The sequence below is a fragment of the Staphylococcus caprae genome (assembly GCF_002902725.1).
GTDB classification, from domain to species: domain Bacteria; phylum Bacillota; class Bacilli; order Staphylococcales; family Staphylococcaceae; genus Staphylococcus; species Staphylococcus caprae.
Map to the genome: position 1 here is coordinate 34,049 of NZ_PPRT01000072.1, position 22,161 is coordinate 56,209.

Here is a 22,161-nt window from a genome sequence, read left to right on the forward strand (position 1 = left end):
AGGAGATGCTATTTAATGTCATCTGACATAGATAATTTAGCACATACTAATTAAAATTGTAAGTAATGAACGGAGGGGGACGTCATTATTTCTTATCTTTTTTAAAGTACATGAGTGTGATGACAATTGAGTAAACAAACAGAAAGATCATTATCATCGTTGCCATATTAAGTTCCTCCTTTTATCTGTCTGGACTTATTTTGATTTTTTAATGAAATGAATTTAATTAACCATTTTTAGTTATTCATTTTTATTTATTAATTTAACATAGTTAACTTTACTTCATAATATAACATTTATAAAAATTTAGTGAGTGGTGTTCACTAAATTTAAACTATTTACTTTTCAGCACCCTTAATAACTAGATAAACGTGAATTCCACTTTTCAAAATATATATTCGACTACATATACCTCCAACTTATATCCATTTCTTCAATCATAATTTCAAGCTAAAGTACTGATAAATATGTTCTGAATCGTTATAATATACATTGTATTTATTTTTGGAGGAATGTCGTGTGGATTTTTGGTTAAAAGAACAATCTCATATTAATAAAGATAAAATAGCGATAATGACAGATGACCAATCGCTTACATTTGAAGAATTGTATACGCAAGTTTATCAATTAGCGCAATGTATGACATCACTTCGCCAAAACAGAGTAGGGCTATATATTAAGAATGATTTAGATTCTATCATACTGATTCACGCATGTTGGCTTGCGCGTGTTGAAATTGCGATGATTAACACACGATTAACAGAACAGGAAATCATCAATCAAATGCATTCTGTTAATGTCGATACGATCTTACATACGATTCCTCTCGAATTAGACAATTTTAACCTTTATGATATCGATGTAATTAATAAATTAAAGGCTCAAAACATTGAGTCTAGTCAATTTAATATGAATGATATTGCATCTATTATGTTTACTTCCGGTACAACTGGTCCTCAGAAAGCTGTACCTCAAACCTTTCATAATCACTTCGCAAGTGCGACAGGATGCAAACAAAGTTTAGGTTATGACCAAGATACGAAATGGTTATCAGTGCTGCCTATTTATCATATCTCTGGACTTAGTGTCATATTAAGATCAGTTATTGAAGGTTTCACAGTACGAATAGTTGAAAAATTTAAAACCAAAAAAATGCTTAAAATCATTATTAATGAAGACATCACGCACGTCTCATTAGTACCACAAACATTAAAGTGGTTAATGGATGCTGGATTAACTCAACCTTATTCAATAGAAAAGATTTTGCTTGGTGGTGCGAAGCTTTCATCTCATCTTATCGATCAAGCTCTGAACTACCAATTACCTATTTATAATTCATTTGGAATGACGGAAACATGTTCCCAGTTTCTAACGGCTTCGCCTAAAATGTTATCTCAAAGATATGACACTGTAGGTAAACCTAGTGATAATGTAAAGGTTAAAATTAAAAATCCGAATCATTTAGGTCACGGAGAACTCCTTATAAAAGGGGAGAATGTAATGAATGGTTATTTGTATCCTGAGCATTTGACTGATACATTTGAAGATGGTTTCTTTAAAACTGGTGATATTGCAGAAATAGATAATGAAGGCTTTGTCATGGTATATGACCGTCGCAAAGATTTAATTATCAGTGGTGGAGAGAATATTTACCCTTATCAAATTGAATCTGTTGCTAAGCAATTTAACGATATTTCTGATGCAGTTTGTATTGGCGTTTCTGATGAGACGTGGGGTCAAGTTCCAGTGCTTTATTTTACTGCTGAAAATGAAATTAACAAGAGCGAATTAGTTGATTATTTTCAACAAAATTTAGCCAAATATAAAGTACCTAAAGCGTTTTATCAAGTAGAGACGTTACCTTATACATCAACGGGGAAATTACAGCGAAATAAAGTTACAAATGAAGGTATAAAATATGAAAATTAAAGCTATCAATCTCTTTGAATATGAAGAACCCTTTCAATCTCCAATGATTACGCCGAAAATTAAGCTAAACGAACGTAAAAGTTTAATTATCGAAATACTAACGCATGATGATCAATCTTATTATGGAGAGTGTAATGCATTTGCCACGAATTGGTATGATAATGAAACCATCGAGAGAGTAATCGAAACAATCAATACTTGGAAATCGCAAATTATTGGAAAGGTGTTTACATCTTTCGACGCATGGTTACCTTATTTAAGTGAATTGGATTCTATGCCAGCGACACGTGCAACTGTTGTTATGGCAGTGTATCAGATGTATCACACACTACCTTCTTTTTCAGTTGAATATGGTGCAACAGTAAGCGGTTTATCCAACTCGCAATTGTTAACGTTATATCGAACTAAGCCGAAGCGAATTAAACTTAAATGGTCTTCTCAATTAGCTGAAGATTTAAAACGTATACATCAACTTGATTTCGAGTGTGATATTGCAATTGATGCTAATGAATCGCTAACAGTTGATTCATTTTCAGAAATAACAGAGCTAGAATCGGAAGATATTCTGTATATTGAAGAACCGTTTAAGTCGTTGGATACATTAAATGAATTGAATGCTAGTCATTATCCTTCTATTGCAATTGATGAAAAAGCAACATCTATCAAGCACATTGTATCCATCGTCAATCAATACCCAGTTAAAGTGGTCGTACTGAAGCCATTTAGATTGGGTGGTATCGATAAAGTCATCGAAGCAATGAAGATATTAAAGGCGAAAGGAATTCAATTCGTCGTGGGAGGCATGTATGAGTTTGGCTTAAGTCGGTATTTTACAGCGATGTTAGCTAAAGAGGGGGATTATCCTGGAGATATTACGCCTTCAGGGTATTACTTTAAAGAAGATTTAGCTAAAGATTCAGGCATATTAAAAGAGGGAATGATTGAATTCACTCCCCCTAAAGTTGAGCTATCGAAATTAAAGCCACTTTAATGTTTATGTTCGGTAGATGAATGCTTCTCTTTCTTTAAAGGTACGGGATCAAAGCCGCCTTTATGAAATGGATGACATTTAAGTATACGTCTGATGCCTAGATAAAGGCCTTTAAATGCACCATGATATTGAATTGCTTCTCTAGTATATTCTGAACATGTTGGATAAAATCGACAGGTCGGTGGTGTCAATGGCGATATAAAGCGCTGATAAAACACTACCATCGCTAGAAATAATTTTTTCATCATCGAAATTACGCCTCCAACAATTAATTTAATAAATTTAGTTTAACATAGTACGAGGGGATGTGTGGAATGTGAAGTTTCGTGATAAAGATAATAGAGAAGTAACGCTTACTTATAAGAATCATACAAATGTACCAAATGGAAATCACGTGCTTAGCATTCCAGTGTATAACGATCAGTTATTATTTACACAACATAAAATCCGAGGCATTGAATTTCCGGGAGGTAAAGTAGAGAAAGGTGAAACGCCTTCAGAAGCAGTTTTAAGAGAATTGTATGAAGAAACAGGAGCAATTGCTCGAAGTTGTTACTACTTTGCACAATACGAAGTGACAACAAATGATAATGAATTATTTTTAAAGGATGTCTTTTTCATAGAAGTGAGTCATTTTGAAGCACATCATACTTATTATGAAACGAACGGTCCTTCTCTTTTTGAAAATGTAACTAATATACCTCGTGAGAAACAAAGTTTTCTAGTGCAAGATGCGACAATTTTAAAATGTCTTGAAAGGGTGAGAGCGCTTGGATTTTACAAAAATTAAGAAAATGCCTATAGACGCTCATACACATCGATTTGAGGAAGTTACTTATCAAGTAGACCATTTAAATGTTAAAGCATTGATGATGACACCATATCAATCTGTAGATCGAATTGTCGTTTATCTTAGAGGCGGAAAGGGACAAGTAGGGCGTGTCAGAGCAGCAAGATTAATGCAGTTTGCAGATGCGCATTCATTGGTTGTTGGCCCTTATTATCGCGGTAACAACGGCAGTGAAGGTAAGGATGAGTTCTATCGTGGAGATTTAAATGATGTAACACAATTGATACGACTATTACATCATCAATATCCTAAGGCGCATGTTCATATGATTGGATTTTCTCGTGGTGGGCTTCAAGGATTATTAACGTTTCAAGATTTACCTGTAGATAGCTATATTATTTGGGGCGGTGTATCTGATATTCACCTAATGTATGAAGAGCGAGTGGATTTAAGAGGAATGCTACGTCGAATGGTGGGTCATCCTAAGAAAGATGTAGACGCTTATAATAAAAGAGATGCATTAAAAAATATTGATGCACACAGTCCTCCTATACTCATTGTTCATGGTGGAAAGGACTGGCAAGTTGGTATTCATCAAGCATATGATTTAGAGGAAAAACTACAAGCCAAAGGAACATATTACGAGACGTTCTATCAATTTAACGAAGGTCATGTGCCAAGACCACCAGCTATGAGAGAGACACTGTCAAAAGTGCGTCAATGGATGCAAAATATAGAAAATCATAAACGTAAAAACTGCTAGCAAACGCTAGGTAAATAAATAGAAAAAAGGTAGAAAGCTCGAATTGCGTGCTTTCTACCTTTTTCAATTCTGTCAATTTTATTTATTAAAAGCGCCTTTTTCAGCAATATGTTCAACTTCAGAACCGAATTTTTTGAAGTTTTCTTCAAAACGGTTAATTAAGTCTTGAGCTTGTTCGTGATATTTATTCGCATCGCTCCAAGCATTAACTGGATCTAAGATTGTTTTAGGAACATCTTTAATTTCAACGGGAATATTTAAACCGAATGTATCATCTTTTTTGTATTCGACGTCTTTTAATTGTCCTGAAATTGCTTGGTTCACCATTTGACGAGTATAATGCAAGCTAATACGACGGCCTACACCGTATTTTCCGCCAGTCCAACCAGTGTTAACTAAGTAAACATCTACATTATGTTTGTCGATAAGTTCACCGAGTAAATCAGCGTAAACTGTTGGATTTAATGGTAAGAAAGGTGCGCCGAAACAAGTTGAGAATGAAGGTTCCGGTTCAGTGACACCGCGTTCAGTACCAGCTAATTTAGATGTGAAACCACTTAAGAAATGATACATTGCTTGATCTTTGGTCAATTTAGAAATTGGAGGAATGACACCAAAGGCATCAGCAGTTAAGAAAATAATTGTATTTGGATGTGCTGCTTTAGAAGGTAGAACGATATTATCAATATGTTCAATAGGGTAAGCGGCACGTGTATTTTCAGTAAATTTATTATCATCAAAATCTACTGTACCATCTTCTTTAACGACTGTATTTTCTAAAATAGTACCGTATTCAATTGCATTATAAATTTGTGGTTCTTTTTCTTTAGAGAGGTTAATGGCTTTGGCATAACATCCGCCTTCAATATTGAACACGCCATTTTTATTCCAACCGTGTTCATCATCCCCAATTAATTTACGTTCTGCATCAGCAGAGAGCGTTGTTTTACCTGTACCTGAAAGACCGAAGAATAAAGCAACATCACCTTTTTCTCCAACATTTGCTGAGCAATGCATACTCATAATATCTTGCATTGGTAATAGGTAGTTCATTACTGAGAAGATACCTTTTTTCATTTCACCAGCGTATTCAGTACCGCCGATTAAAATCACTTTATGTTTGAATGAAATGATGACAAATGTCTCTGATTTAGTCCCATCTACTTCTGGGTCTGCTTTAAAGTGTGGGGCAGAAACAATTGTGAAGTTAGGTTTGATATTCTTAGCTTCCTCTTTTGAATCTGGACGAATAAACATATTATGTGCAAATAAGTTATGCCACGCTAATTCGTTGATGACTGTTAGCTTTAAACGTGAATCTTTATCACTTCCCGCATAACCATTGAATACATAGAGTTCATCTTTCTTACCCAAATAATCTAAAACTTTATTGTAAAGTTTTAAAAATGTCTCTTCATCAATCGGTTGGTTGATGTCTCCCCAATTGACATTATCTCTATATGAAGGTTCAGTTACGATGAATTTATCTTTAGGTGAACGACCAGTATATTTCCCCGTACTTGCGTTAACTGCACCTAATTCAGTTAATTGTCCTTCATTGTTGTTTAAAATCTTGTTGTAAAGTTGAGTTGTTGAGAGTTGAAACTGAGTTGATGGTTTTTCTAGTAAATTTTTAATTTTAATTGTTTCTGTGTATGTGTCTACTGACATACTCAATCCCTCCAAAGCAATAGTAGTTATGTAAGCCTTTACATTTAAATAGTATAACACAACACAATGATTAATCCACAGTAAATATAAGCTATAGAGCGAAATCATAAATTGACATTAAACTATGAATTCGGTAGTATTAATTTTAACGGATTCTCTTATCCTGAGTGGTGGAGGGACATGGACCCAACGAAACCCAGCAACCTCTTTTTAGTAAAGAAAGGTGCCAAACCGTTTGCAGACATATATCGTCTGAACGATAAGAGCGAATGGACGTTTAAGAGCCTTCTCTCTATCTTGATAGTGTAGAAGGCTCTTTTATTTAGCTCACACATAAAAGAGAATTTTCGTAATCAATATATAAAGGAGCAAAACATGACTTATAATAAACGATTATTTACTTCAGAATCAGTCACTGAAGGTCATCCCGATAAGATTGCAGACCAAGTATCTGATGCCATTCTTGATGAAATTCTTAAAGATGATCCTAATGCACGTGTTGCATGTGAGACAACAGTAACTACAGGTATGGCGCTTATTTCTGGTGAAATTTCAACTTCTACATACGTAGATATTCCAAAAGTAGTTCGCGAAACAATTAAAAATATTGGCTACACAAGAGCTAAATATGGATACGATTACCAAACAATGGCTGTATTAACAGCAATTGATGAACAATCTCCAGATATCGCACAAGGTGTAGATAAAGCGCTAGAATATCGTAATGAAATTTCTGAAGAAGAAATAGAAGCTACGGGTGCAGGAGATCAAGGTTTGATGTTCGGTTACGCTACAAATGAGACGGATACTTACATGCCACTTCCAATCTTCTTATCACATCAACTTGCTAAACGCTTATCCGATGTACGTAAAGATGAAATTTTAAATTACTTACGTCCTGATGGTAAAGTTCAAGTAACTGTAGAATATGATGAGAATGATCAACCTAAACGCATTGATACCATCGTTGTATCTACTCAACATGCAGAAGATACAGAACTTGAACAAATTGAAGCGGATATTAAAAAACACGTCATTTATCCAACAGTATCTGAAGATCTATTAGATGAAGAAACGAAATTCTTTATTAATCCTACTGGACGATTTGTGATTGGTGGACCACAAGGTGATGCTGGTTTAACAGGACGTAAAATCATTGTTGATACGTATGGTGGTTATGCTCGCCACGGTGGCGGTTGCTTCAGTGGTAAAGATCCTACTAAAGTAGACCGTTCTGCTGCATATGCTGCAAGATACGTAGCTAAGAACATTGTAGCTGCAGAATTAGCTGATCAATGTGAGGTACAATTAGCGTATGCCATAGGTGTTGCAGAACCTGTGTCAATTTCTATTGATACGTTTGGTACAGGTAAAGTTTCAGAAGCTGAATTAGTAGAGGCAGTTAGAAATCACTTCGATTTAAGACCAGCAGGAATTATTAAAATGTTAGATTTAAAACAACCTATTTATAAACAAACTGCTGCTTATGGTCATTTTGGTCGTACAGATGTTTTACTACCATGGGAAAAGTTAGACAAAGTGAATTTACTTAAAGATGCGGTTGAAGCATAACCATTGCTTTCAATTGAGTGAAAGGAAATATCAATTAAATGTCGATAAATTGAGTGTTTTCTATTATAATGAAAGTTATTGAAATGGTTAAAGGAGCGTTGTTGTGATGAGTTTATCTTCACCGATAGTTATAGGCTTAATCGTTGCAATTGTTGTGGCAATTCTTTTCTTTATTCTCTTTTTAGTTGCAATTAGCAGTAAAAAGAAAATTAAAAATCAAACAGAAGCCCAATATAAAGAAAAAGAGCAACATTTGAAAGAATCTCATGAAGAAGCCTTAGAAAAAGAAAGAGTAGAAAATAAAAAGGCTGTCACTAAACAAAAAGAAGATTTTGATGCGACAGTAAATAGTAAAGATAGAGAAATTGATGCATTAAAGCTATTTTCTAAGAATCATAGTGAATACGTTACAGATATGAGATTAATTGGCATTCGTGAACGACTTGTAAATGAGAAAAGAATTCGTCCCGAAGATATGCACATCATGGCGAATATCTTTTTACCAAGTAATGAATTTAACAATATAGAGCGTATCAGTCATTTAGTATTAACTAGAACAGGATTATATATCATTGATTCTCAACTATTGAAAGGGCATGTATATAATGGTATTAGTGGCGCTCAATTCAAAGAGTTGCCGACCATGTCACAAGTGTTCCAAACACTTGATTTAGATCAATCAAGTCCACAAACATTAGTTTTAGATCAAAATGAGGATCAAAAATCATTGTCATTTGTGAATTACTCTGAAAAGATTCAACAAATTCAAACACTCGCGGGTGATTTACAAAGTGAGTTAAATACGAAATATACGCCAACATCAATTTTATACTTCAATCCTAAAGATGAAGGCGATGTGACAATTTCTAATTACGCACAATCATCGAATGTCAAAGTGCTTGTAGGTCCTGAACAACTAGATGAATTCTTTAATAAGTTTGTCTTCCATGGACGTATTCAGTACAATGTTGATGATTTACAAACAATTATGGATAAAATCGAATCATTTAATTAAAGCATACAAACGTAAGGAATAGATTTTCTTACGTTTGTATTTTTTTGTTTGAAAAGGGTATAAAGACATTGAGAAACCATGGTGAGTTAACATTTTTTACATCAAAAAATGGAGATAGTAACATGTACATCATAGCTTAATAAGGAGTGAGTGTAATGGAAACAATTCAATTTTATAACGGAAGGGAAATGCCTAAGGTAGGATTAGGTACTTATAGAGTTGAGAACAGTAATGAATGTAAGGATGCAGTTAAGCATGCGATTGAAAGTGGATATAGAAATATAGATACAGCCAGAATATATGGGAACGAAGAAATGGTCGGACAAGGGATAAAAGAGGGTCTTGAATCGACAGGTTTAAATCGTGAGGATTTATTTATTACGTCTAAATTGTGGCTTGAAGATTATGGTCGAGCGAATGTAGACCAAGCTTATAATCATTCAATCCAGCGCCTAGGCTTAGATTATTTAGATTTATACTTAATGCACTGGCCAGGGACAAATGAAGCTGTCATGATTGATACTTGGCAAGGTATGGAAGACTTGTATAAGGAAAGTAAGGTTAAAAATATTGGAGTAAGTAACTTTACACCAGAAAATTTTGAAGCTTTACTTGCGCAAGTTTCTATTAAACCTGTCATTAATCAAGTTGAATTTCATCCTTATTTAATTCAAAAAGAGTTACGTCAATATTTAGAAGCGCAAAGCATTGTAATGGAATCTTGGTCACCATTAATGAATGCGCAAATTTTAGAAGATGAAACAATTAATGATATTGCTAATGAGATAGGGAAATCACCTGCACAGGTCATCATAAGATGGAATGTACAACATGGCGTTGTGGTGATACCAAAATCTGTAACGCCTAGTCGTATAGAAGAAAATTTAAACGTCTTTGACTTTGAATTATCTGATGCTCAAATGGAAAGAATTGATCAATTGAATAAAGATGAAAGAATGGGACCTCATCCAGCTCATTATAACGGACATTAATTTATAGACGATTCCAACATCTAATGAGATTTGCGCGTTATGGGTGCAAATCGATAAAACGCGATAGTATAAAATAAGCTCTAAGACATTTTCGTTAATGTATTGTCTCCTTAAAGTTGAGTAACATTCCAACTTTGAAGAGATATAGAACATTTCAGAATTTGTCTTAGAGCTATTATTTTAGTATTTAATCTTAATTTTCATGGATATGATTGGTTTCATACGAAATGAATACATATCATTGATTGGAAATTGGGCGATGCATTACTTTTAATATTAAATGTGAAAGCCGAGATAACAAGAGATAAAGCCAATTAAAAATTGTAGTAATGAATAACCAATAAAATGACCTAATTTAAATTTAGGTGTAAGAAAATGAACCAGCTCGTTTGAAAGTGTGGAAAAAGTAGTTAAACCACCAAGTACACCTGTAATAAAGAAAGGTGAAATCCAATGATGAGAAATTGAAATCCCCATTGTAATTCCTATTAAAAAGCTACCAATGATATTGACGATAGGTGTTGCGATTGGGATTGTTGAATTAAATTTACGATTACAAATATCTGTAACAAGTGCACGTAACACTGCTCCAATACCTCCGCCAAGCATAACAAGAAGTATAGCAATCATGATAGACGACCTCCAACTTTAACGCCTAGATAACAAAGTATAATTCCTAAAATGTAACTTGTTAATCCATAAGTGAAGAGCATGATAAAATGCTGATGATCAAATAGTTGTACAAGTTCAAATTGAAAAGTAGAAAAAGTAGTTAATGCGCCTAGGAAACCAGTGGTAATTGCCTTTTTAACGAGGGGATATCTCTGAAATAGAGAAATAGCTAAGGTACCAATCAGTCCCATTAAAAAAGCACCTGTAAGGTTGGCTATCAATGTGCCAATCGGTAATGATGATCCTTCACTGATTATTGAGAGGCCATAACGCAAAAGTGCGCCAAACGCACCACCAATAAATACATATAAATATTGCATCGCAAATCACCTTAATATAAATTTGATATCTTTTTAACCATTTTCATAAAAGTCATTATCTTCACAATAACTATTAGATTTAGCTATAAAGTCGTTACTATTTAAAAATAAAACCAAAAGTATGTAACGAAGATAGGATATGAAAAATAATAACAATAAAAATGATTAACGGTAAGAGTCTACTCGCTACTTTAATCCAATCTGTGCTTTCTCTAGAATGTTTAATTGATTTATCTGCAAAAATGATAGATAAAATTAAAATAATAATATTTACTAGTGTTGTAGCAACCATTATTTTCATAAATGAATTGAAAATATGACTTAATAAAGTATTATTAGTGTTAAAAAAGAAACTAATAATAATCATTAGCAAACTCAAGTAAAAGTATTTTTTTGAACGTGCCATAAGTTGCCTCCTTGATTAACATCATTACAATATACTATCACATTTTAAGAAGATGAGAATAGTAAAACTCATTTTATAACAATAAATTTATTTGATGCACTTTTTTATAAACTGCGATTTCTAGGCAAATTATTCGCTTACATCATTTACGCATGTTATAAATATGTTATAAAGTTCTATGACTCAACGTGATAATAAGAATTCTATTTACTTTGTAAGTATACATATAGATATGAGTTTCATTTACATATAGATTATCGTTTTGAGCGTAATGTTTAGGAGGAATAGCGAAATGGCGAAATTAAATGTAGAAGTTTTTGCGGATGGCGCAGACATCGAAGAAATGAAGGCAGCGTACGCTAACAAACAAGTTGATGGATTTACTACGAATCCTAGTTTAATGGCTAAAGCAGGTGTTACAGATTATAAAACATTTGCTGAAGAAGCGGTTAAAGCAATTCCAGATGCATCCATTTCATTTGAAGTCTTTGCAGATGATTTAGAAACAATGGAAAAAGAAGCAGAAATTTTAAAACAATATGGTGATAATGTATTCGTTAAAATACCAATTGTTACCACAAAAGGGGAGTCCACTCTTCCACTAATTAAGAAATTATCTGCGGACAATGTGAGATTAAACGTTACTGCTGTTTATACAATTGAACAAGTTAAAGCTATTACAGATGCTGTCACTGAGGGCGTCCCAACTTATGTGTCTGTATTTGCCGGTAGAATTGCAGATACAGGGGTAGATCCACTTCCTTTAATGAAAGAATCAGTTGAAGTGACACATAGTAAAAAAGGCGTAAAATTACTTTGGGCTAGCTGTCGTGAAGTGATTAATGTGATACAAGCTGACGAAATCGGTGCAGATATCATCACATGTCCAGCTGACGTCGTTAAGAAAGTTAACACTAACTTAGGACGTGACATCGAAGAACTTTCAGTGGATACTGTTAAAGGGTTTGCGAAAGATATTCAAAGTTCAGGACTTTCTATTCTTTAAATATTTGATAAAAATACGGAAAAGCAATCGAGTATGAATTTAACTTTCTCGATTGCTTTTTTAATTTGTAGAGTCAATTAAGTGATAATTGAAACCTTTTTATAATTAATATATGATTTATAGAAAATGAGAAATATTGAGGAGCGAACTCCAAAAAATGAACAAAAATAAATTCACAGAAAAAGTTCAGAAACAATTATGGTTCTTAAATCGAAAAGAAAAGGACCAATTGAAGCAAAAATTAAATGCTTTAGATGAAAATCAAAATGTTGATTTTAATAAACCGATTAAATTCTCTAATCAATATTTAAAGGACTTTGTATTCAAGGAGAAAACAATGTCTTCTGGAAAGATATTCATGTTGCTTATTGGGATTGTATTGGCTTATGCAGTCTTACTAGGATTATTTTTATTAGGTTTAATTACAAGTTTAGCTGCGGTGCATTATTTTATAAATCCTAAAGTAGCATTATCTAGTATTGTTGTAGTGCTCATTATTGTGGTGGCGATTATAATAATGATTCTAAGTCTGTATTGGATTAAAATAGCTACCGCATTGTTTACGAAGAAATTACTCGAATTGAAGTTTAATAAAAGCTAGTTTTTTCAATGATTTGTCCGAGGGCGAGGCTTTCTTGCCATTTTTTAGTGACTAGGGTATAAGGTATATCAATACTAAGTGTTGTTGAATTTTCAAAAATAATGATTGTAGCATTAACAGAAGAATGAATACCTATGATTTTACGTGCGTTAATAAAATACTTTATTGACGCGCGTTTTTGCGTAATTGGAAATAAAATCGTGTCGTTATCTATAAAGATAGGGATAAGCTTATTAATGTTTAGAACTCTCTTAGCTCGTGCATTTTGTACTTGTAAAGAGGTGTGATTGAGTTCGAGAATATAATTTATCAATTTATGAGGAGGAAAAGGTAAAGTCATCTCAAAATTTGCGTATTGAATATCTGTAGCTATATTCGTCGAGATAGCAGTTTTTAAATAGAGGAGATTATACGTAGATAGTGATTTCATGATGTTCATTCCTTTATAAATAATTAAATTTACTTAAACATTTATGTCGAGTATGGGCTTTTATTCTTTTAATTGTTGTTTTTGATAAATGCATGATTTGTGCAATTTCATATTGTTTGTAGCCTTGAAGGTGTAATGAGAGCCAGCGTTTTTCTTGGGGATTAAGATGAAGTGTAATATCTTCTAAATGTAAATTGAAATCGTTGAGGACAGTTGAGGGTTCTTGAAAAGATTCTGTTGTATAGGTGGAACCCATCATTTCCATTCTATAACTTTCTTTTCTAAAAATGTCGATTAAATAATACTTTAATCTAACGAAAAGATATGTGTGTAGCACTGAAGCCTTTTGATTGTCATAGTCTAAAATGAGTTCCCACATTTTAATAAGTAAGAGTTGATAAAATTCATCATAATTATAAGTGATTTGATAGCTTTTTAACAAATGATGAATGATTTTATTATATTTTTCGTAAGCTAGGTCAAATTCCATGTTGTGTACTCCTATTTATGTACATAAATGTTATTTCCGGATAAATAGAAGTTAACTTAAATTATAAAAATTATCATTTGCGTAATTTTCAAATAAGGTGTTAAATAGTAACCATAGACTTAATAAAACTAAAATATTTAACATGAAAATGACTGTAAAATAACAATTCGACATAAATAAATTCTGATAAATATTAAGGGAGGTAAACATGGATTACGCACACTTAAACTTAGAACACTTTTTCGCACGTAATGATGATTTAGATGTGATTAGAGATCGTTCTGATTTCGTAATGATTAATAACTTTACGAATGAAATGAAATATCGTGATGGGGAGATCGAGGGAACGATTGATTTAAATCAATATTATTATAAAAATCGTTCTCAAGCAGCAAGCTTCATCATGATGGAATATAAAAAATCATAATCTAATTGTAATAAAATCGAGGTAACTTATCGTCATTAAATGATATTCTGAACTTTAGTTTCACTGTTTATAGAACCAATTGATAGACTGATTTCTACATTATATATGTTGATAGAAATGCATGTTTAAAGGACTATTATTAATGATGATCAAGTAAGACCTCTATTTTTATATAAAGTTTCAATTTTATTACTTTTTATTTATGAATTTGTAACAATACTAATATAAAATTGTGAATCCGAATCAATAATGTTAAACTTTATTATCGTAATGAAATTGAATAGTTTAACAACAATGACCTAAGAGGTGTGAATATGATTAAGCACAAAAAGGGCTCTATTACTTCTATAATAGGACTACTTATAGTATTCGTTGTTGCTGCTTTTATTTTCTTTTCAATGATTTCTGATCAAATTTTCTTTAAACATGTGAAATCACAAGAGAAAGTAGTTAAGTTGGATAAAACTTTAGATAAAGCAGCAAAGAAACAAATACATAATTATACGAGCCAACAAGTATCTAATAAGAATAACAATGCTTGGCGAGATGCATCTGATACTGAAATCAAAACAGCAATGGATAGTAGTAAATTCATTGATAATGACAAACAAAAATATCAATTTTTAGATTTATCAAAATACCAAGGTATCGATAAAAATAGAATTAAACGTATGTTGTTTGATAGACCAGTTTTATTAGAACATACTGATGACTTTATTAATGCAGCGAAAGCCAAACATGTGAATGAAGTTTACCTTATTTCTCACGCGCTTTTAGAGACTGGGGCAGCGAAAAGTGAACTTGCAAAAGGTGTAGAAATAGACGGTAAGAAATACTATAACTTCTACGGTGTAGGCGCGTTAGATAGTGATCCTATCAAAACGGGAGCTCAATACGCTAAAAAACATGGTTGGGATACACCTCAAAAAGCCATTTACGGCGGAGCGGATTTCATTCATAAACATTTCTTGTCACATGAAGACCAAGATACGTTATATAGTATGAGATGGAACCCTAAAAATCCTGGTGAACACCAGTACGCAACTGATATTAAATGGGCAGAAAGTAATGCCAGTATCATTGCTGATTTCTATAAAAACATGAAAACTGAAGGTAAATACTTCAAGTTATATGTTTATAAAGATGACAAAGAACATCAAAAGTAAACGATGAAATGAATAAAGCATCACTATTAAGATAAGTTAACCTTGATAGTGATGCTTTTTCTAATTCATGTCGAATATGCATTATAAATGAGAAAATTATTTAGCTTTATTTTTGTTAGTGAACCATGCGAATAAAACAATAAATACGATAATGATTTTAGTAATTAATTTCATATTTTCACCTCAGTAAAATGATTTTAGCATATCTTTTAAAGATTAAAAGTAGTTAGATAAGGATATGTTAATAGGGAGTCAATGTTTAGATCGTTTAAACACATTCATAAAAGAAGCGAATACATAGATAGAAGGTTGATAAAATGCGTGTAGCAATTATTGGGATGGGAACAGCTGGCGTGAGTGTCTTGCGACAACTCGTTAAACATGAAGAATTCTCAAAATTAAAAGTAGATGTTTATGATGATGAAAAAAATATGGGACAAGGCGTTCCGTTTCAAAATGATAGTAGTGAATTATTAATTAATATGCCATCCAAAAAGATGAGTTTAAATTTAGATGATGATGAAGAATTCTGGAAATGGTATCAAAACCAAAATGATTTTGAATTTCAAAACCCACAATATCTACCAAGATTTGTTTTTGGTCATTATATGAAATCATATTTATCACAATATGACGAGCAATATGAGAATTTAACAATTATTAATGATAAAGTACAGGAAATATTTACTAATTCCGATGTGGATGATACAAAATTGAAGTATTATGTCTGTACATGTGAAGATGATAAGGAATGGAGAGAGTATGACTATTTATTTTTAACATTCGGGACCTTTAGCTACCATGATCCTTATCATCTAAAAGGTAAAAAAGGATTTATTAAAACACCATATCCTACATATAATACATTAGACGATGTGGAAGATTCAGATAGAATCGCTATTGTAGGAACTGGATTGGCAAGTTTAGATGTTGTGAGATATGTTACAGCGCATCACCCTAATTTACCTATAACGATGACAAGTCGCTCAGCGTCTTTGCCTAGTGTAAGAGGGAAGATGATAGACATTCAATTCACGCATTTAACGAAAGACCATTTTAATGGTATTAAGGAAAATCATTACGGGAATGTTCCATTGGATCAAGCAGTAGCATTGTTCTTGAAAGAGTGTGAGGATTATGGCATTGATTTTCAAAAATTAATCCATCGTCGTACTGGAAATCACATTCAAGATTTGAAGTATGATTTAGAGCATGAAACTGAAATGGGGATATTCCAAAGTATTATCGAATATTTGAAAGAAAATTTAAATTGGATTTGGAATAGTTTAAGTGTTAAAGATCAAGAGGAATTTAATCGTAAATATACTAAGATGATACAATTGAACTCAAATCCAATGCCACCTCGAACAGCGAAGTTATTAATTCAATTAATTCAAAAAGGTGAGCTTGAAATTAAAAAGAATTTACATGATGTGCAACACAATAATAATCAATTTTACTTGATGTTTAATGATGATTCACAGCGCACTGAAGCCTTTGATATTGTCATCAACGCAACAGGTTCTAAGACACACTTAGAACAGTTAGATGAAGATGATCAATTAGTGTTAAATCTTGAAAATCGACAAATCGTACAACGCCATTCGATGGGTGGAATACAAATTATTCCTGAAACCAATCAAGTGATTAGTCCGCGATATGGTACTTTGACAAATGTGATTGCAATTGGACAAATGACGAATGGTGTCAATAAACTTCGAAATGGGGTTAAAATGATTGTTGGTCAAGTGGTCAATACAGTATCTCAATTATATTTAACTCAAAAAGAAATGGATAAAAAAGAGTAGAACCATTTCCAAAGTATAAAATTTCACAATTAATTGAGCTTGATTAAAGCGACTAAATTGAGTTTTCAAAATAATTATAGTACCATTTAACTTGTAGTAATAAACTACAATCACTCAATTAACCAATAACAATTTCATAGCATTCTTTCGGGGCAGGGTGTAATTCCCAACCGGCAGTAAATTAAGCCTGCGACCTGCTAACACATAATGTTAGTGGCTGATCTAGTGAGAATCTAGAGCCGACAGTTAAAGTCTGGATGGGAGAAAGAATAACAACTATCGACAAACACTAAAAAAGTGTAACGATAAGCCAATTTGTATCAGTATGTCTTCTGACATGCAAATCGGCTTATTTAAAGATATACAAGTCTCCTTATGCCTTTTACATTGGTATAAGGTTTTTTTATTTTATTGAGGTGATAAATTGAGTCGATTTATGAATTATGCCATTCAACTTGCACAAATGGTTGATGGCCAAACAGGTATAAATCCACCAGTAGGATCTGTTGTAGTTAAGGATGGTAGAATCGTTGGTTTAGGAGCTCATCTGAAAAAGGGTGACAAGCATGCGGAAGTTCAAGCGTTGGATATGGCTGGACAAGCTGCAAAAGACGCTACGATTTACGTTTCTTTAGAACCGTGTACGCATCATGGTTCAACACCACCATGTGTTGATAAAATTATCGAATTTGGTATTAAAAAAGTCATATACGCGGTAAAAGACACAACGTTAGTTTCTAAAGGCGATGAAATTCTGAAAGAAGCAGGTATTGAAGTTGAATTTCAATTCAATGAAGATGCTGCTGAACTTTATAAAGATTTCTTTCCAGCTAAAAGGAAGGGCATACCTGAATTAACTGTTAAAGTTTCATCAAGTCTCGATGGCAAACAAGCCACTGATTTAGATGAAAGTAAATGGATCACAAATAAAGAAGTTAAAGAAGATGTGTATCGACTGCGTCATGAACATGATGCGGTAGTAACTGGTCGAAAAACAATCGAAGCAGACGACCCCTTATATACGACTAGGGTGCCAGATGGTAAAAATCCGATAAGGGTGATACTATCGAAAACGGGAGATATCAATTTTGAACATCAGTTATTTAAAGATACAACTTCACAAATTTGGATTTATACTGAAAATGAAAAATTAAAAAATAACGATAAACATATAGAAATCATATATATGCAAGAATGCGAAACGACAGAAATATTAAAAGATTTATATCGCAGAGGTATTGGCAAACTGCTAGTCGAGGCAGGACCAAATATTACTTCACAATTTCTCCAATCTGATCATTTAAATGAACTTATTCTCTATTTAGCCCCGAAATTAATAGGTGGTTCAGGTAAACATCAATTTTTCAAAACGGATGAAGTTATTGATTTACCAGAAGCTACGCAATTTGAAATTGTTTATTCCAAGTTAATTAATCAAAATATTAAATTGAAACTACGAAAGAAGTGAATAGGCATGTTTACAGGTATCGTTGAAGAAATTGGTACCGTTAAACAAGTTCGCACCCAACAGTCAGTAAGAACATTAGAAATTAGTGCTAAACAAATTTTAGAAGATATGCATATTGGTGATTCTATTAGCGTCAACGGTGCATGTTTAACTGTCATTGATTTCAATGATTCAACTTTTTCTGTACAGGTGATTAAAGGTACGGAAAATAAAACCTACTTAGCTGACGTACAACGACATTCTGAAGTCAACCTTGAAAGAGCCATGAGTGGTAAGGGTCGATTCGGAGGACATTTTGTCTTAGGTCATGTGGATGAACTTGGAACAATTTCTAAAATTAATGAAACAGCTAACTCAAAAATCATTTCAATTAAAACTTCGAAAAATATATTGAATCAAATGGTAAAACAAGGTTCTATCACTGTCGATGGAGTCAGTTTAACAGTATTTGATCTTCATGAAACGACCTTTGATATTCATCTTATTCCTGAGACACGAAAGTCAACGATATTATCAGGAAAGAAAGTAGGCGATGCTGTTCATTTAGAAACAGACGTCCTTTTCAAATATGTAGAGAATATCATGAATAATAAGAAGAGCGAACTTACTGAAGATAAATTACGTGCATTTGGTTTTTAGGAGGAATTCACATGCAATTTGACAATATTGAGTTGGCTATAGAAGCTTTAAAAAATGGTGAAAGCATTATTGTAGTTGACGATGAGGATAGAGAAAATGAAGGAGATTTAGTCGCTATTACTGAATGGATGGCTGATAATACGATTAACTTTATGGCAAAAGAAGGACGAGGTCTTATATGTGCACCAATTGATCGTTCAATTGCGCGTCGTCTAGAATTAAATGCGATGGAAAGCAATAATACTGACGTATATGGCACTCATTTTACTGTAAGTGTGGATCATAAAACTACGACAACTGGCATTAGCGCGAATGAGCGCATGTTAACTGCAAGAGCATTGATAGATGACAATGCAAGTGCGACAGATTTCAATCGTCCTGGACATTTATTTCCATTGATTGCTAAAGACAATGGTGTATTAGAACGTAATGGTCATACTGAAGCGGCTGTCGATTTAGCCAAATTATCGGGGGCACGACCTGCTGGCGTCATTTGTGAAATTATGAATGATGATGGCACAATGGCTAAAGGTAATGATTTACAAACGTTTAAGGAACGCCATAATTTGAAAATGATTACGATTGAAAGTTTGATTGCGTATCGTAAACAAACGGAGTCTCATGTTGAATTGAATGCTAAAGTTAACATGCCTACGGATTTAGGTATATTTGATATGTATGGCTTCACTACTGATTTGAGTGATGAAGAAATTGTAGTCATTGCTAAAGGAGATATCCGCAGAAATGAAAATGTTCGTATTCACTCTGCATGTTTAACGGGCGATATTTTCCATAGTCAAAGATGTGATTGTGGCGCTCAACTTGAAGCATCAATGAAATATATTGATGAGAACGGCGGTATGATTATTTATCTTCCACAAGAAGGTCGTGGTATTGGGTTGATGAACAAATTACGTGCTTATGAACTCATTGAAAAAGGATACGATACAGTTACTGCGAATCTTGCTTTAGGTTTTGATGAAGATTTAAGAGATTATAATATAGCGGCTCAAATATTGAAATACTTTAATATTGAAAAGATTAAATTACTCAGTAATAATCCTAAGAAATTTGAAGGATTAAAAGAGTATGGTATTAACATTGAAGATAGAATTGAATTAATTGTTCCTGAAACTGAACATAATCATAGCTACATGGAAACGAAGAAGACAAAAATGGGACACTTGATTTAAGTTACTATATAACAAACCGAACAAACGAGGAGGAAATTTAATCATGAATTTTGAAGGTAAATTAGTTGGTAAAAATTTAAAAATTGCTATTGTGGTAAGCAGATTTAATGATTTTATTACTGGACGTCTATTAGAAGGTGCCAAAGACACGTTAATTCGTCATGAAGTTGAAGCGGATCAAATTGATGTAGCGTATGTACCTGGTGCATTTGAGATACCATTAGTTGCTAAGAAATTAGCTCAAAAAGGGGAATATGATGCGGTCATTACACTTGGTTGTGTAATTAGAGGTGCTACGTCTCACTATGATTATGTATGTAATGAAGTCGCTAAAGGTGTATCGAAGGCGAATGATGTCTCTGATGTACCAGTTATCTTTGGTATATTAACAACTGAAAGTATTGAACAAGCTGTTGAGCGAGCAGGTACTAAAGCAGGGAACAAAGGTTCAGAAGCTGCTGTTAGCGCAATTGAAATGGCTAATTTAATTAAACAAATATAGACAAAGCAATACGGCACGAAGAAGTTATCATGGCGGGTGCGTCGACTTCTTCGTGCCGTTTGGTTTGTTACCTTAACGCTTGAGTAGTTGTGTTGCTATGGCGAGGGTGCTGGCGACGCCTGCAGCGATGCCTCCGTAAAGGCCTACCTTTTTTAAAACTTTAGGGTTAGTAAATTCTTTAAAAGCAAGTGATAAATTTTGAGGTCTTTCAGCTAATCTTCTCATAAAGTATGCAAACCAATCATCACCGTATGGTACATAAACTGTAAAATGGTAACCCTCGTTAGCGATAGATTGTGCTAACTCAGAACGGAAACCATATAACATTTGGAATTCCATTTGGTCTTTTTCGATATGATTTTTCTTCATAAATTGTTTAACATGATTAATAATTTGATCATCATGTGTAGCAATAGATGTATAATTACGTGCATTTAATAAACGTTTCTCGATTATATGAATGTAATTTGCATCAATCTCTTCTTTAGTTTGGTATGCGATAGTTTCATTTTCTTTATACGCACCTTTTACTAAACGTAAACGAAGATCGGGATATTTATCTATTAAATCTTCAGCTTCATAAAGATACGCTTGTACCACAGTTCCGACATTTCTAAATTCACCTTTAAGTCTGTCTAATACTTGCTGAATTTGTTGCAAACTGTCGTATTTTTCAGTATCTATGTTAATATGCATTTTGTCACATTCGTCTGCTTTGAGAAGTATTTCTCGCATATTTTCATAAGCAAGATCTAAATCAAATTCACTACCTAATTGACTTATCTTAACAGACATATGCGCCTCAACATCATAAAATTGAATTGCTTCGATAATTTCTAAAATTTGTTGTTTGGCATGTAAACTTTCTTCTCTAGTACCAACAAATTCACCTAAACAATCCACTGTCACAGCGATTTTATATTCATTTAAATATTGAATGGTTTCTATTAATTCAGGAATTGTATTTCCTGCTACAACTTTATTTGCGCCCATTCTTGGTCCTACTTTTTTAGCGGTTTCATTTAAATAAGTACTGTTAGATAATGCGATAAAGAAATCTCTAAAAAGTGACATATGTAATACCTCCCTTTGCGATGAAACATTTATGTTTAAAAATAGTGTATCACGAAACTTATATATGAGAAAGCGTTTACATAATGCGATAAAACAATATTCGGGTATAATTATACTTTTATTTTTATGTGAGATTTGTATCGTTTAATTGATTTTTAATTGAAAATAAGGCTATAAATGGTAATCAATATGTTCGTTTTGCTATAATTGTACTATTAAAGAATAAATAAAAAGGG

The 22,161-nt window shown here is 33.0% G+C and carries 24 protein-coding genes and 2 riboswitches; of the genes, 16 read left to right on the forward strand and 8 right to left on the reverse strand.

What is annotated here, in order from left to right; all coding sequences use genetic code 11:
- The first annotated feature begins 519 nt into the window (after positions 1–519).
- Both menE and menC read left to right on the forward strand, forming a co-directional pair.
- On the forward strand, positions 520–1,929 hold the full coding sequence (gene menE, locus CD155_RS11400; protein WP_103213379.1) for an o-succinylbenzoate--CoA ligase: 1,410 nt from the start codon (positions 520–522) through the stop codon (positions 1,927–1,929).
- Complete coding sequence (gene menC / locus CD155_RS11405) at positions 1,919–2,920, forward strand: o-succinylbenzoate synthase (RefSeq protein WP_103213380.1); 1,002 nt, start codon at positions 1,919–1,921, stop codon at positions 2,918–2,920. The genes menE and menC overlap by 11 nt, the downstream gene beginning before the upstream one ends.
- Here the strand turns inward: menC and yidD are convergent.
- The gene (gene yidD, locus CD155_RS11410) at positions 2,917–3,165 is read right to left on the reverse strand and encodes a membrane protein insertion efficiency factor YidD (RefSeq protein ID WP_037541567.1); all 249 of its coding nucleotides are present in this window, start codon (positions 3,163–3,165) and stop codon (positions 2,917–2,919) included. The genes menC and yidD overlap by 4 nt on opposite strands.
- A 71-nt stretch (positions 3,166–3,236) precedes the next feature.
- Here yidD and ytkD point away from each other — a divergent pair, with 71 nt between their 5' ends.
- On the forward strand, positions 3,237–3,710 hold the full coding sequence (gene ytkD, locus CD155_RS11415) for an RNA deprotection pyrophosphohydrolase (protein ID WP_103213381.1): 474 nt from the start codon (positions 3,237–3,239) through the stop codon (positions 3,708–3,710).
- A complete protein-coding gene (locus CD155_RS11420; RefSeq protein WP_103213382.1) occupies positions 3,691–4,473 on the forward strand; it encodes an alpha/beta hydrolase family protein in 783 nt (260 codons plus the stop codon). Before ytkD ends, CD155_RS11420 begins: the two co-directional genes overlap by 20 nt.
- Before the next feature lie 78 nt (positions 4,474–4,551).
- Here CD155_RS11420 and pckA read toward each other — a convergent pair whose 3' ends face one another.
- Positions 4,552–6,144, reverse strand: coding sequence for a phosphoenolpyruvate carboxykinase (ATP) (pckA, locus tag CD155_RS11425; RefSeq protein WP_070830767.1), 1,593 nt, complete (start codon positions 6,142–6,144; stop codon positions 4,552–4,554).
- 155 nt (positions 6,145–6,299) lie between these two features.
- Positions 6,300–6,410: riboswitch (SAM riboswitch) on the forward strand.
- Between the two features lie 109 nt (positions 6,411–6,519).
- Here pckA and metK point away from each other — a divergent pair.
- From metK to CD155_RS11440, 3 genes are all read left to right on the forward strand, one after another.
- Positions 6,520–7,716: a methionine adenosyltransferase gene (metK, locus tag CD155_RS11430; protein ID WP_070830769.1), complete on the forward strand. Its 1,197-nt coding sequence runs from the start codon at positions 6,520–6,522 to the stop codon at positions 7,714–7,716.
- 106 nt (positions 7,717–7,822) lie between these two features.
- A complete protein-coding gene (locus CD155_RS11435) occupies positions 7,823–8,731 on the forward strand; it encodes a nuclease-related domain-containing protein (RefSeq protein ID WP_070830771.1) in 909 nt (302 codons plus the stop codon).
- A 155-nt stretch (positions 8,732–8,886) separates the two neighbouring features.
- The gene (locus CD155_RS11440; RefSeq protein ID WP_103213383.1) at positions 8,887–9,723 is read left to right on the forward strand and encodes an aldo/keto reductase; all 837 of its coding nucleotides are present in this window, start codon (positions 8,887–8,889) and stop codon (positions 9,721–9,723) included.
- A gap of 276 nt (positions 9,724–9,999) precedes the next feature.
- Here the strand turns inward: CD155_RS11440 and CD155_RS11445 are convergent, their stop codons facing one another.
- The 3 genes from CD155_RS11445 to CD155_RS11455 all read right to left on the reverse strand — a co-directional run bounded on the left by CD155_RS11445 (position 10,000) and on the right by CD155_RS11455 (position 11,121).
- Positions 10,000–10,353, reverse strand: a complete 354-nt coding sequence (locus tag CD155_RS11445; protein WP_172605815.1) for a fluoride efflux transporter FluC — start codon at positions 10,351–10,353, stop codon at positions 10,000–10,002.
- Complete coding sequence (crcB, locus tag CD155_RS11450; RefSeq protein WP_103213385.1) at positions 10,350–10,715, reverse strand: fluoride efflux transporter CrcB; 366 nt, start codon at positions 10,713–10,715, stop codon at positions 10,350–10,352. Before crcB ends, CD155_RS11445 begins: the two co-directional genes overlap by 4 nt.
- A 97-nt stretch (positions 10,716–10,812) precedes the next feature.
- Entirely contained in the window at positions 10,813–11,121 is a 309-nt protein-coding gene (locus CD155_RS11455; RefSeq protein WP_044466752.1) for a hypothetical protein, read from the reverse strand.
- 292 nt (positions 11,122–11,413) lie between these two features.
- On the opposite strand from CD155_RS11455, the gene CD155_RS11460 reads away from it, so the two are divergent.
- Together CD155_RS11460 and CD155_RS11465 are read left to right on the forward strand one after the other, a co-directional pair.
- Positions 11,414–12,127 carry a transaldolase gene (locus CD155_RS11460; RefSeq protein WP_070873395.1) on the forward strand — a complete coding sequence of 238 codons (714 nt, stop codon included), beginning with the start codon at positions 11,414–11,416 and terminating at the stop codon, positions 12,125–12,127.
- Between the two features lie 157 nt (positions 12,128–12,284).
- Positions 12,285–12,728 (forward strand): hypothetical protein, encoded by a 444-nt coding sequence (locus CD155_RS11465; protein ID WP_103213386.1) that lies wholly within the window; start codon positions 12,285–12,287, stop codon positions 12,726–12,728.
- On the opposite strand, the gene CD155_RS11470 is transcribed toward CD155_RS11465, so the two are convergent.
- A complete protein-coding gene (locus CD155_RS11470; RefSeq protein WP_103213387.1) occupies positions 12,715–13,158 on the reverse strand; it encodes a competence protein ComK in 444 nt (147 codons plus the stop codon). The genes CD155_RS11465 and CD155_RS11470 overlap by 14 nt on opposite strands.
- A gap of 13 nt (positions 13,159–13,171) precedes the next feature.
- Positions 13,172–13,648, reverse strand: a complete 477-nt coding sequence (locus tag CD155_RS11475; RefSeq protein WP_103213388.1) for a sigma-70 family RNA polymerase sigma factor — start codon at positions 13,646–13,648, stop codon at positions 13,172–13,174.
- 208 nt (positions 13,649–13,856) lie between these two features.
- Here CD155_RS11475 and CD155_RS11480 point away from each other — a divergent pair, with 208 nt between their 5' ends.
- The 7 genes from CD155_RS11480 (at position 13,857) to ribH (ending at position 20,851) form a co-directional block, all read left to right on the forward strand.
- Positions 13,857–14,075 (forward strand): hypothetical protein, encoded by a 219-nt coding sequence (locus tag CD155_RS11480; RefSeq protein WP_002443489.1) that lies wholly within the window; start codon positions 13,857–13,859, stop codon positions 14,073–14,075.
- 314 nt (positions 14,076–14,389) lie between these two features.
- On the forward strand, positions 14,390–15,241 hold the full coding sequence (gene sagB / locus CD155_RS11485; protein WP_103213389.1) for a peptidoglycan release complex glucosaminidase SagB: 852 nt from the start codon (positions 14,390–14,392) through the stop codon (positions 15,239–15,241).
- A gap of 317 nt (positions 15,242–15,558) precedes the next feature.
- Positions 15,559–17,049, forward strand: a complete 1,491-nt coding sequence (locus CD155_RS11490; RefSeq protein WP_103213390.1) for an FAD/NAD(P)-binding protein — start codon at positions 15,559–15,561, stop codon at positions 17,047–17,049.
- A gap of 139 nt (positions 17,050–17,188) precedes the next feature.
- Positions 17,189–17,322: riboswitch (FMN riboswitch) on the forward strand.
- A gap of 151 nt (positions 17,323–17,473) precedes the next feature.
- The gene (gene ribD, locus CD155_RS11495; protein ID WP_103213391.1) at positions 17,474–18,517 is read left to right on the forward strand and encodes a bifunctional diaminohydroxyphosphoribosylaminopyrimidine deaminase/5-amino-6-(5-phosphoribosylamino)uracil reductase RibD; all 1,044 of its coding nucleotides are present in this window, start codon (positions 17,474–17,476) and stop codon (positions 18,515–18,517) included.
- Between the two features lie 6 nt (positions 18,518–18,523).
- Positions 18,524–19,156, forward strand: a complete 633-nt coding sequence (gene ribE / locus CD155_RS11500; RefSeq protein ID WP_103213392.1) for a riboflavin synthase — start codon at positions 18,524–18,526, stop codon at positions 19,154–19,156.
- A gap of 11 nt (positions 19,157–19,167) precedes the next feature.
- Positions 19,168–20,349: a 3,4-dihydroxy-2-butanone-4-phosphate synthase gene (ribB, locus tag CD155_RS11505; RefSeq protein WP_103213393.1), complete on the forward strand. Its 1,182-nt coding sequence runs from the start codon at positions 19,168–19,170 to the stop codon at positions 20,347–20,349.
- A gap of 43 nt (positions 20,350–20,392) precedes the next feature.
- Positions 20,393–20,851 carry a 6,7-dimethyl-8-ribityllumazine synthase gene (ribH, locus tag CD155_RS11510; protein WP_070873388.1) on the forward strand — a complete coding sequence of 153 codons (459 nt, stop codon included), beginning with the start codon at positions 20,393–20,395 and terminating at the stop codon, positions 20,849–20,851.
- A 72-nt stretch (positions 20,852–20,923) separates the two neighbouring features.
- On the opposite strand, the gene CD155_RS11515 is transcribed toward ribH, so the two are convergent.
- On the reverse strand, positions 20,924–21,925 hold the full coding sequence (locus CD155_RS11515; RefSeq protein ID WP_103213394.1) for a proline dehydrogenase family protein: 1,002 nt from the start codon (positions 21,923–21,925) through the stop codon (positions 20,924–20,926).
- Positions 21,926–22,161 lie beyond the last annotated feature (236 nt).

Coding starts and splice junctions, on each gene's coding strand:
- menC (WP_103213380.1), top strand. CDS start 1,919: ATGAAAATTAAAGCTATCAATCTCTTTGAATATGAAGAACCCTTTCAA.
- yidD (WP_037541567.1), bottom strand. CDS start 3,165: ATGAAAAAATTATTTCTAGCGATGGTAGTGTTTTATCAGCGCTTTATA.
- pckA (WP_070830767.1), bottom strand. CDS start 6,144: ATGTCAGTAGACACATACACAGAAACAATTAAAATTAAAAATTTACTA.
- metK (WP_070830769.1), top strand. CDS start 6,520: ATGACTTATAATAAACGATTATTTACTTCAGAATCAGTCACTGAAGGT.
- CD155_RS11435 (WP_070830771.1), top strand. CDS start 7,823: ATGAGTTTATCTTCACCGATAGTTATAGGCTTAATCGTTGCAATTGTT.
- CD155_RS11440 (WP_103213383.1), top strand. CDS start 8,887: ATGGAAACAATTCAATTTTATAACGGAAGGGAAATGCCTAAGGTAGGA.
- CD155_RS11445 (WP_172605815.1), bottom strand. CDS start 10,353: ATGATTGCTATACTTCTTGTTATGCTTGGCGGAGGTATTGGAGCAGTG.
- crcB (WP_103213385.1), bottom strand. CDS start 10,715: ATGCAATATTTATATGTATTTATTGGTGGTGCGTTTGGCGCACTTTTG.
- CD155_RS11455 (WP_044466752.1), bottom strand. CDS start 11,121: ATGGCACGTTCAAAAAAATACTTTTACTTGAGTTTGCTAATGATTATT.
- CD155_RS11460 (WP_070873395.1), top strand. CDS start 11,414: ATGGCGAAATTAAATGTAGAAGTTTTTGCGGATGGCGCAGACATCGAA.
- CD155_RS11465 (WP_103213386.1), top strand. CDS start 12,285: ATGAACAAAAATAAATTCACAGAAAAAGTTCAGAAACAATTATGGTTC.
- CD155_RS11470 (WP_103213387.1), bottom strand. CDS start 13,158: ATGAAATCACTATCTACGTATAATCTCCTCTATTTAAAAACTGCTATC.
- CD155_RS11475 (WP_103213388.1), bottom strand. CDS start 13,648: ATGGAATTTGACCTAGCTTACGAAAAATATAATAAAATCATTCATCAT.
- CD155_RS11480 (WP_002443489.1), top strand. CDS start 13,857: ATGGATTACGCACACTTAAACTTAGAACACTTTTTCGCACGTAATGAT.
- sagB (WP_103213389.1), top strand. CDS start 14,390: ATGATTAAGCACAAAAAGGGCTCTATTACTTCTATAATAGGACTACTT.
- CD155_RS11490 (WP_103213390.1), top strand. CDS start 15,559: ATGCGTGTAGCAATTATTGGGATGGGAACAGCTGGCGTGAGTGTCTTG.
- ribE (WP_103213392.1), top strand. CDS start 18,524: ATGTTTACAGGTATCGTTGAAGAAATTGGTACCGTTAAACAAGTTCGC.
- ribB (WP_103213393.1), top strand. CDS start 19,168: ATGCAATTTGACAATATTGAGTTGGCTATAGAAGCTTTAAAAAATGGT.
- ribH (WP_070873388.1), top strand. CDS start 20,393: ATGAATTTTGAAGGTAAATTAGTTGGTAAAAATTTAAAAATTGCTATT.
- CD155_RS11515 (WP_103213394.1), bottom strand. CDS start 21,925: ATGTCACTTTTTAGAGATTTCTTTATCGCATTATCTAACAGTACTTAT.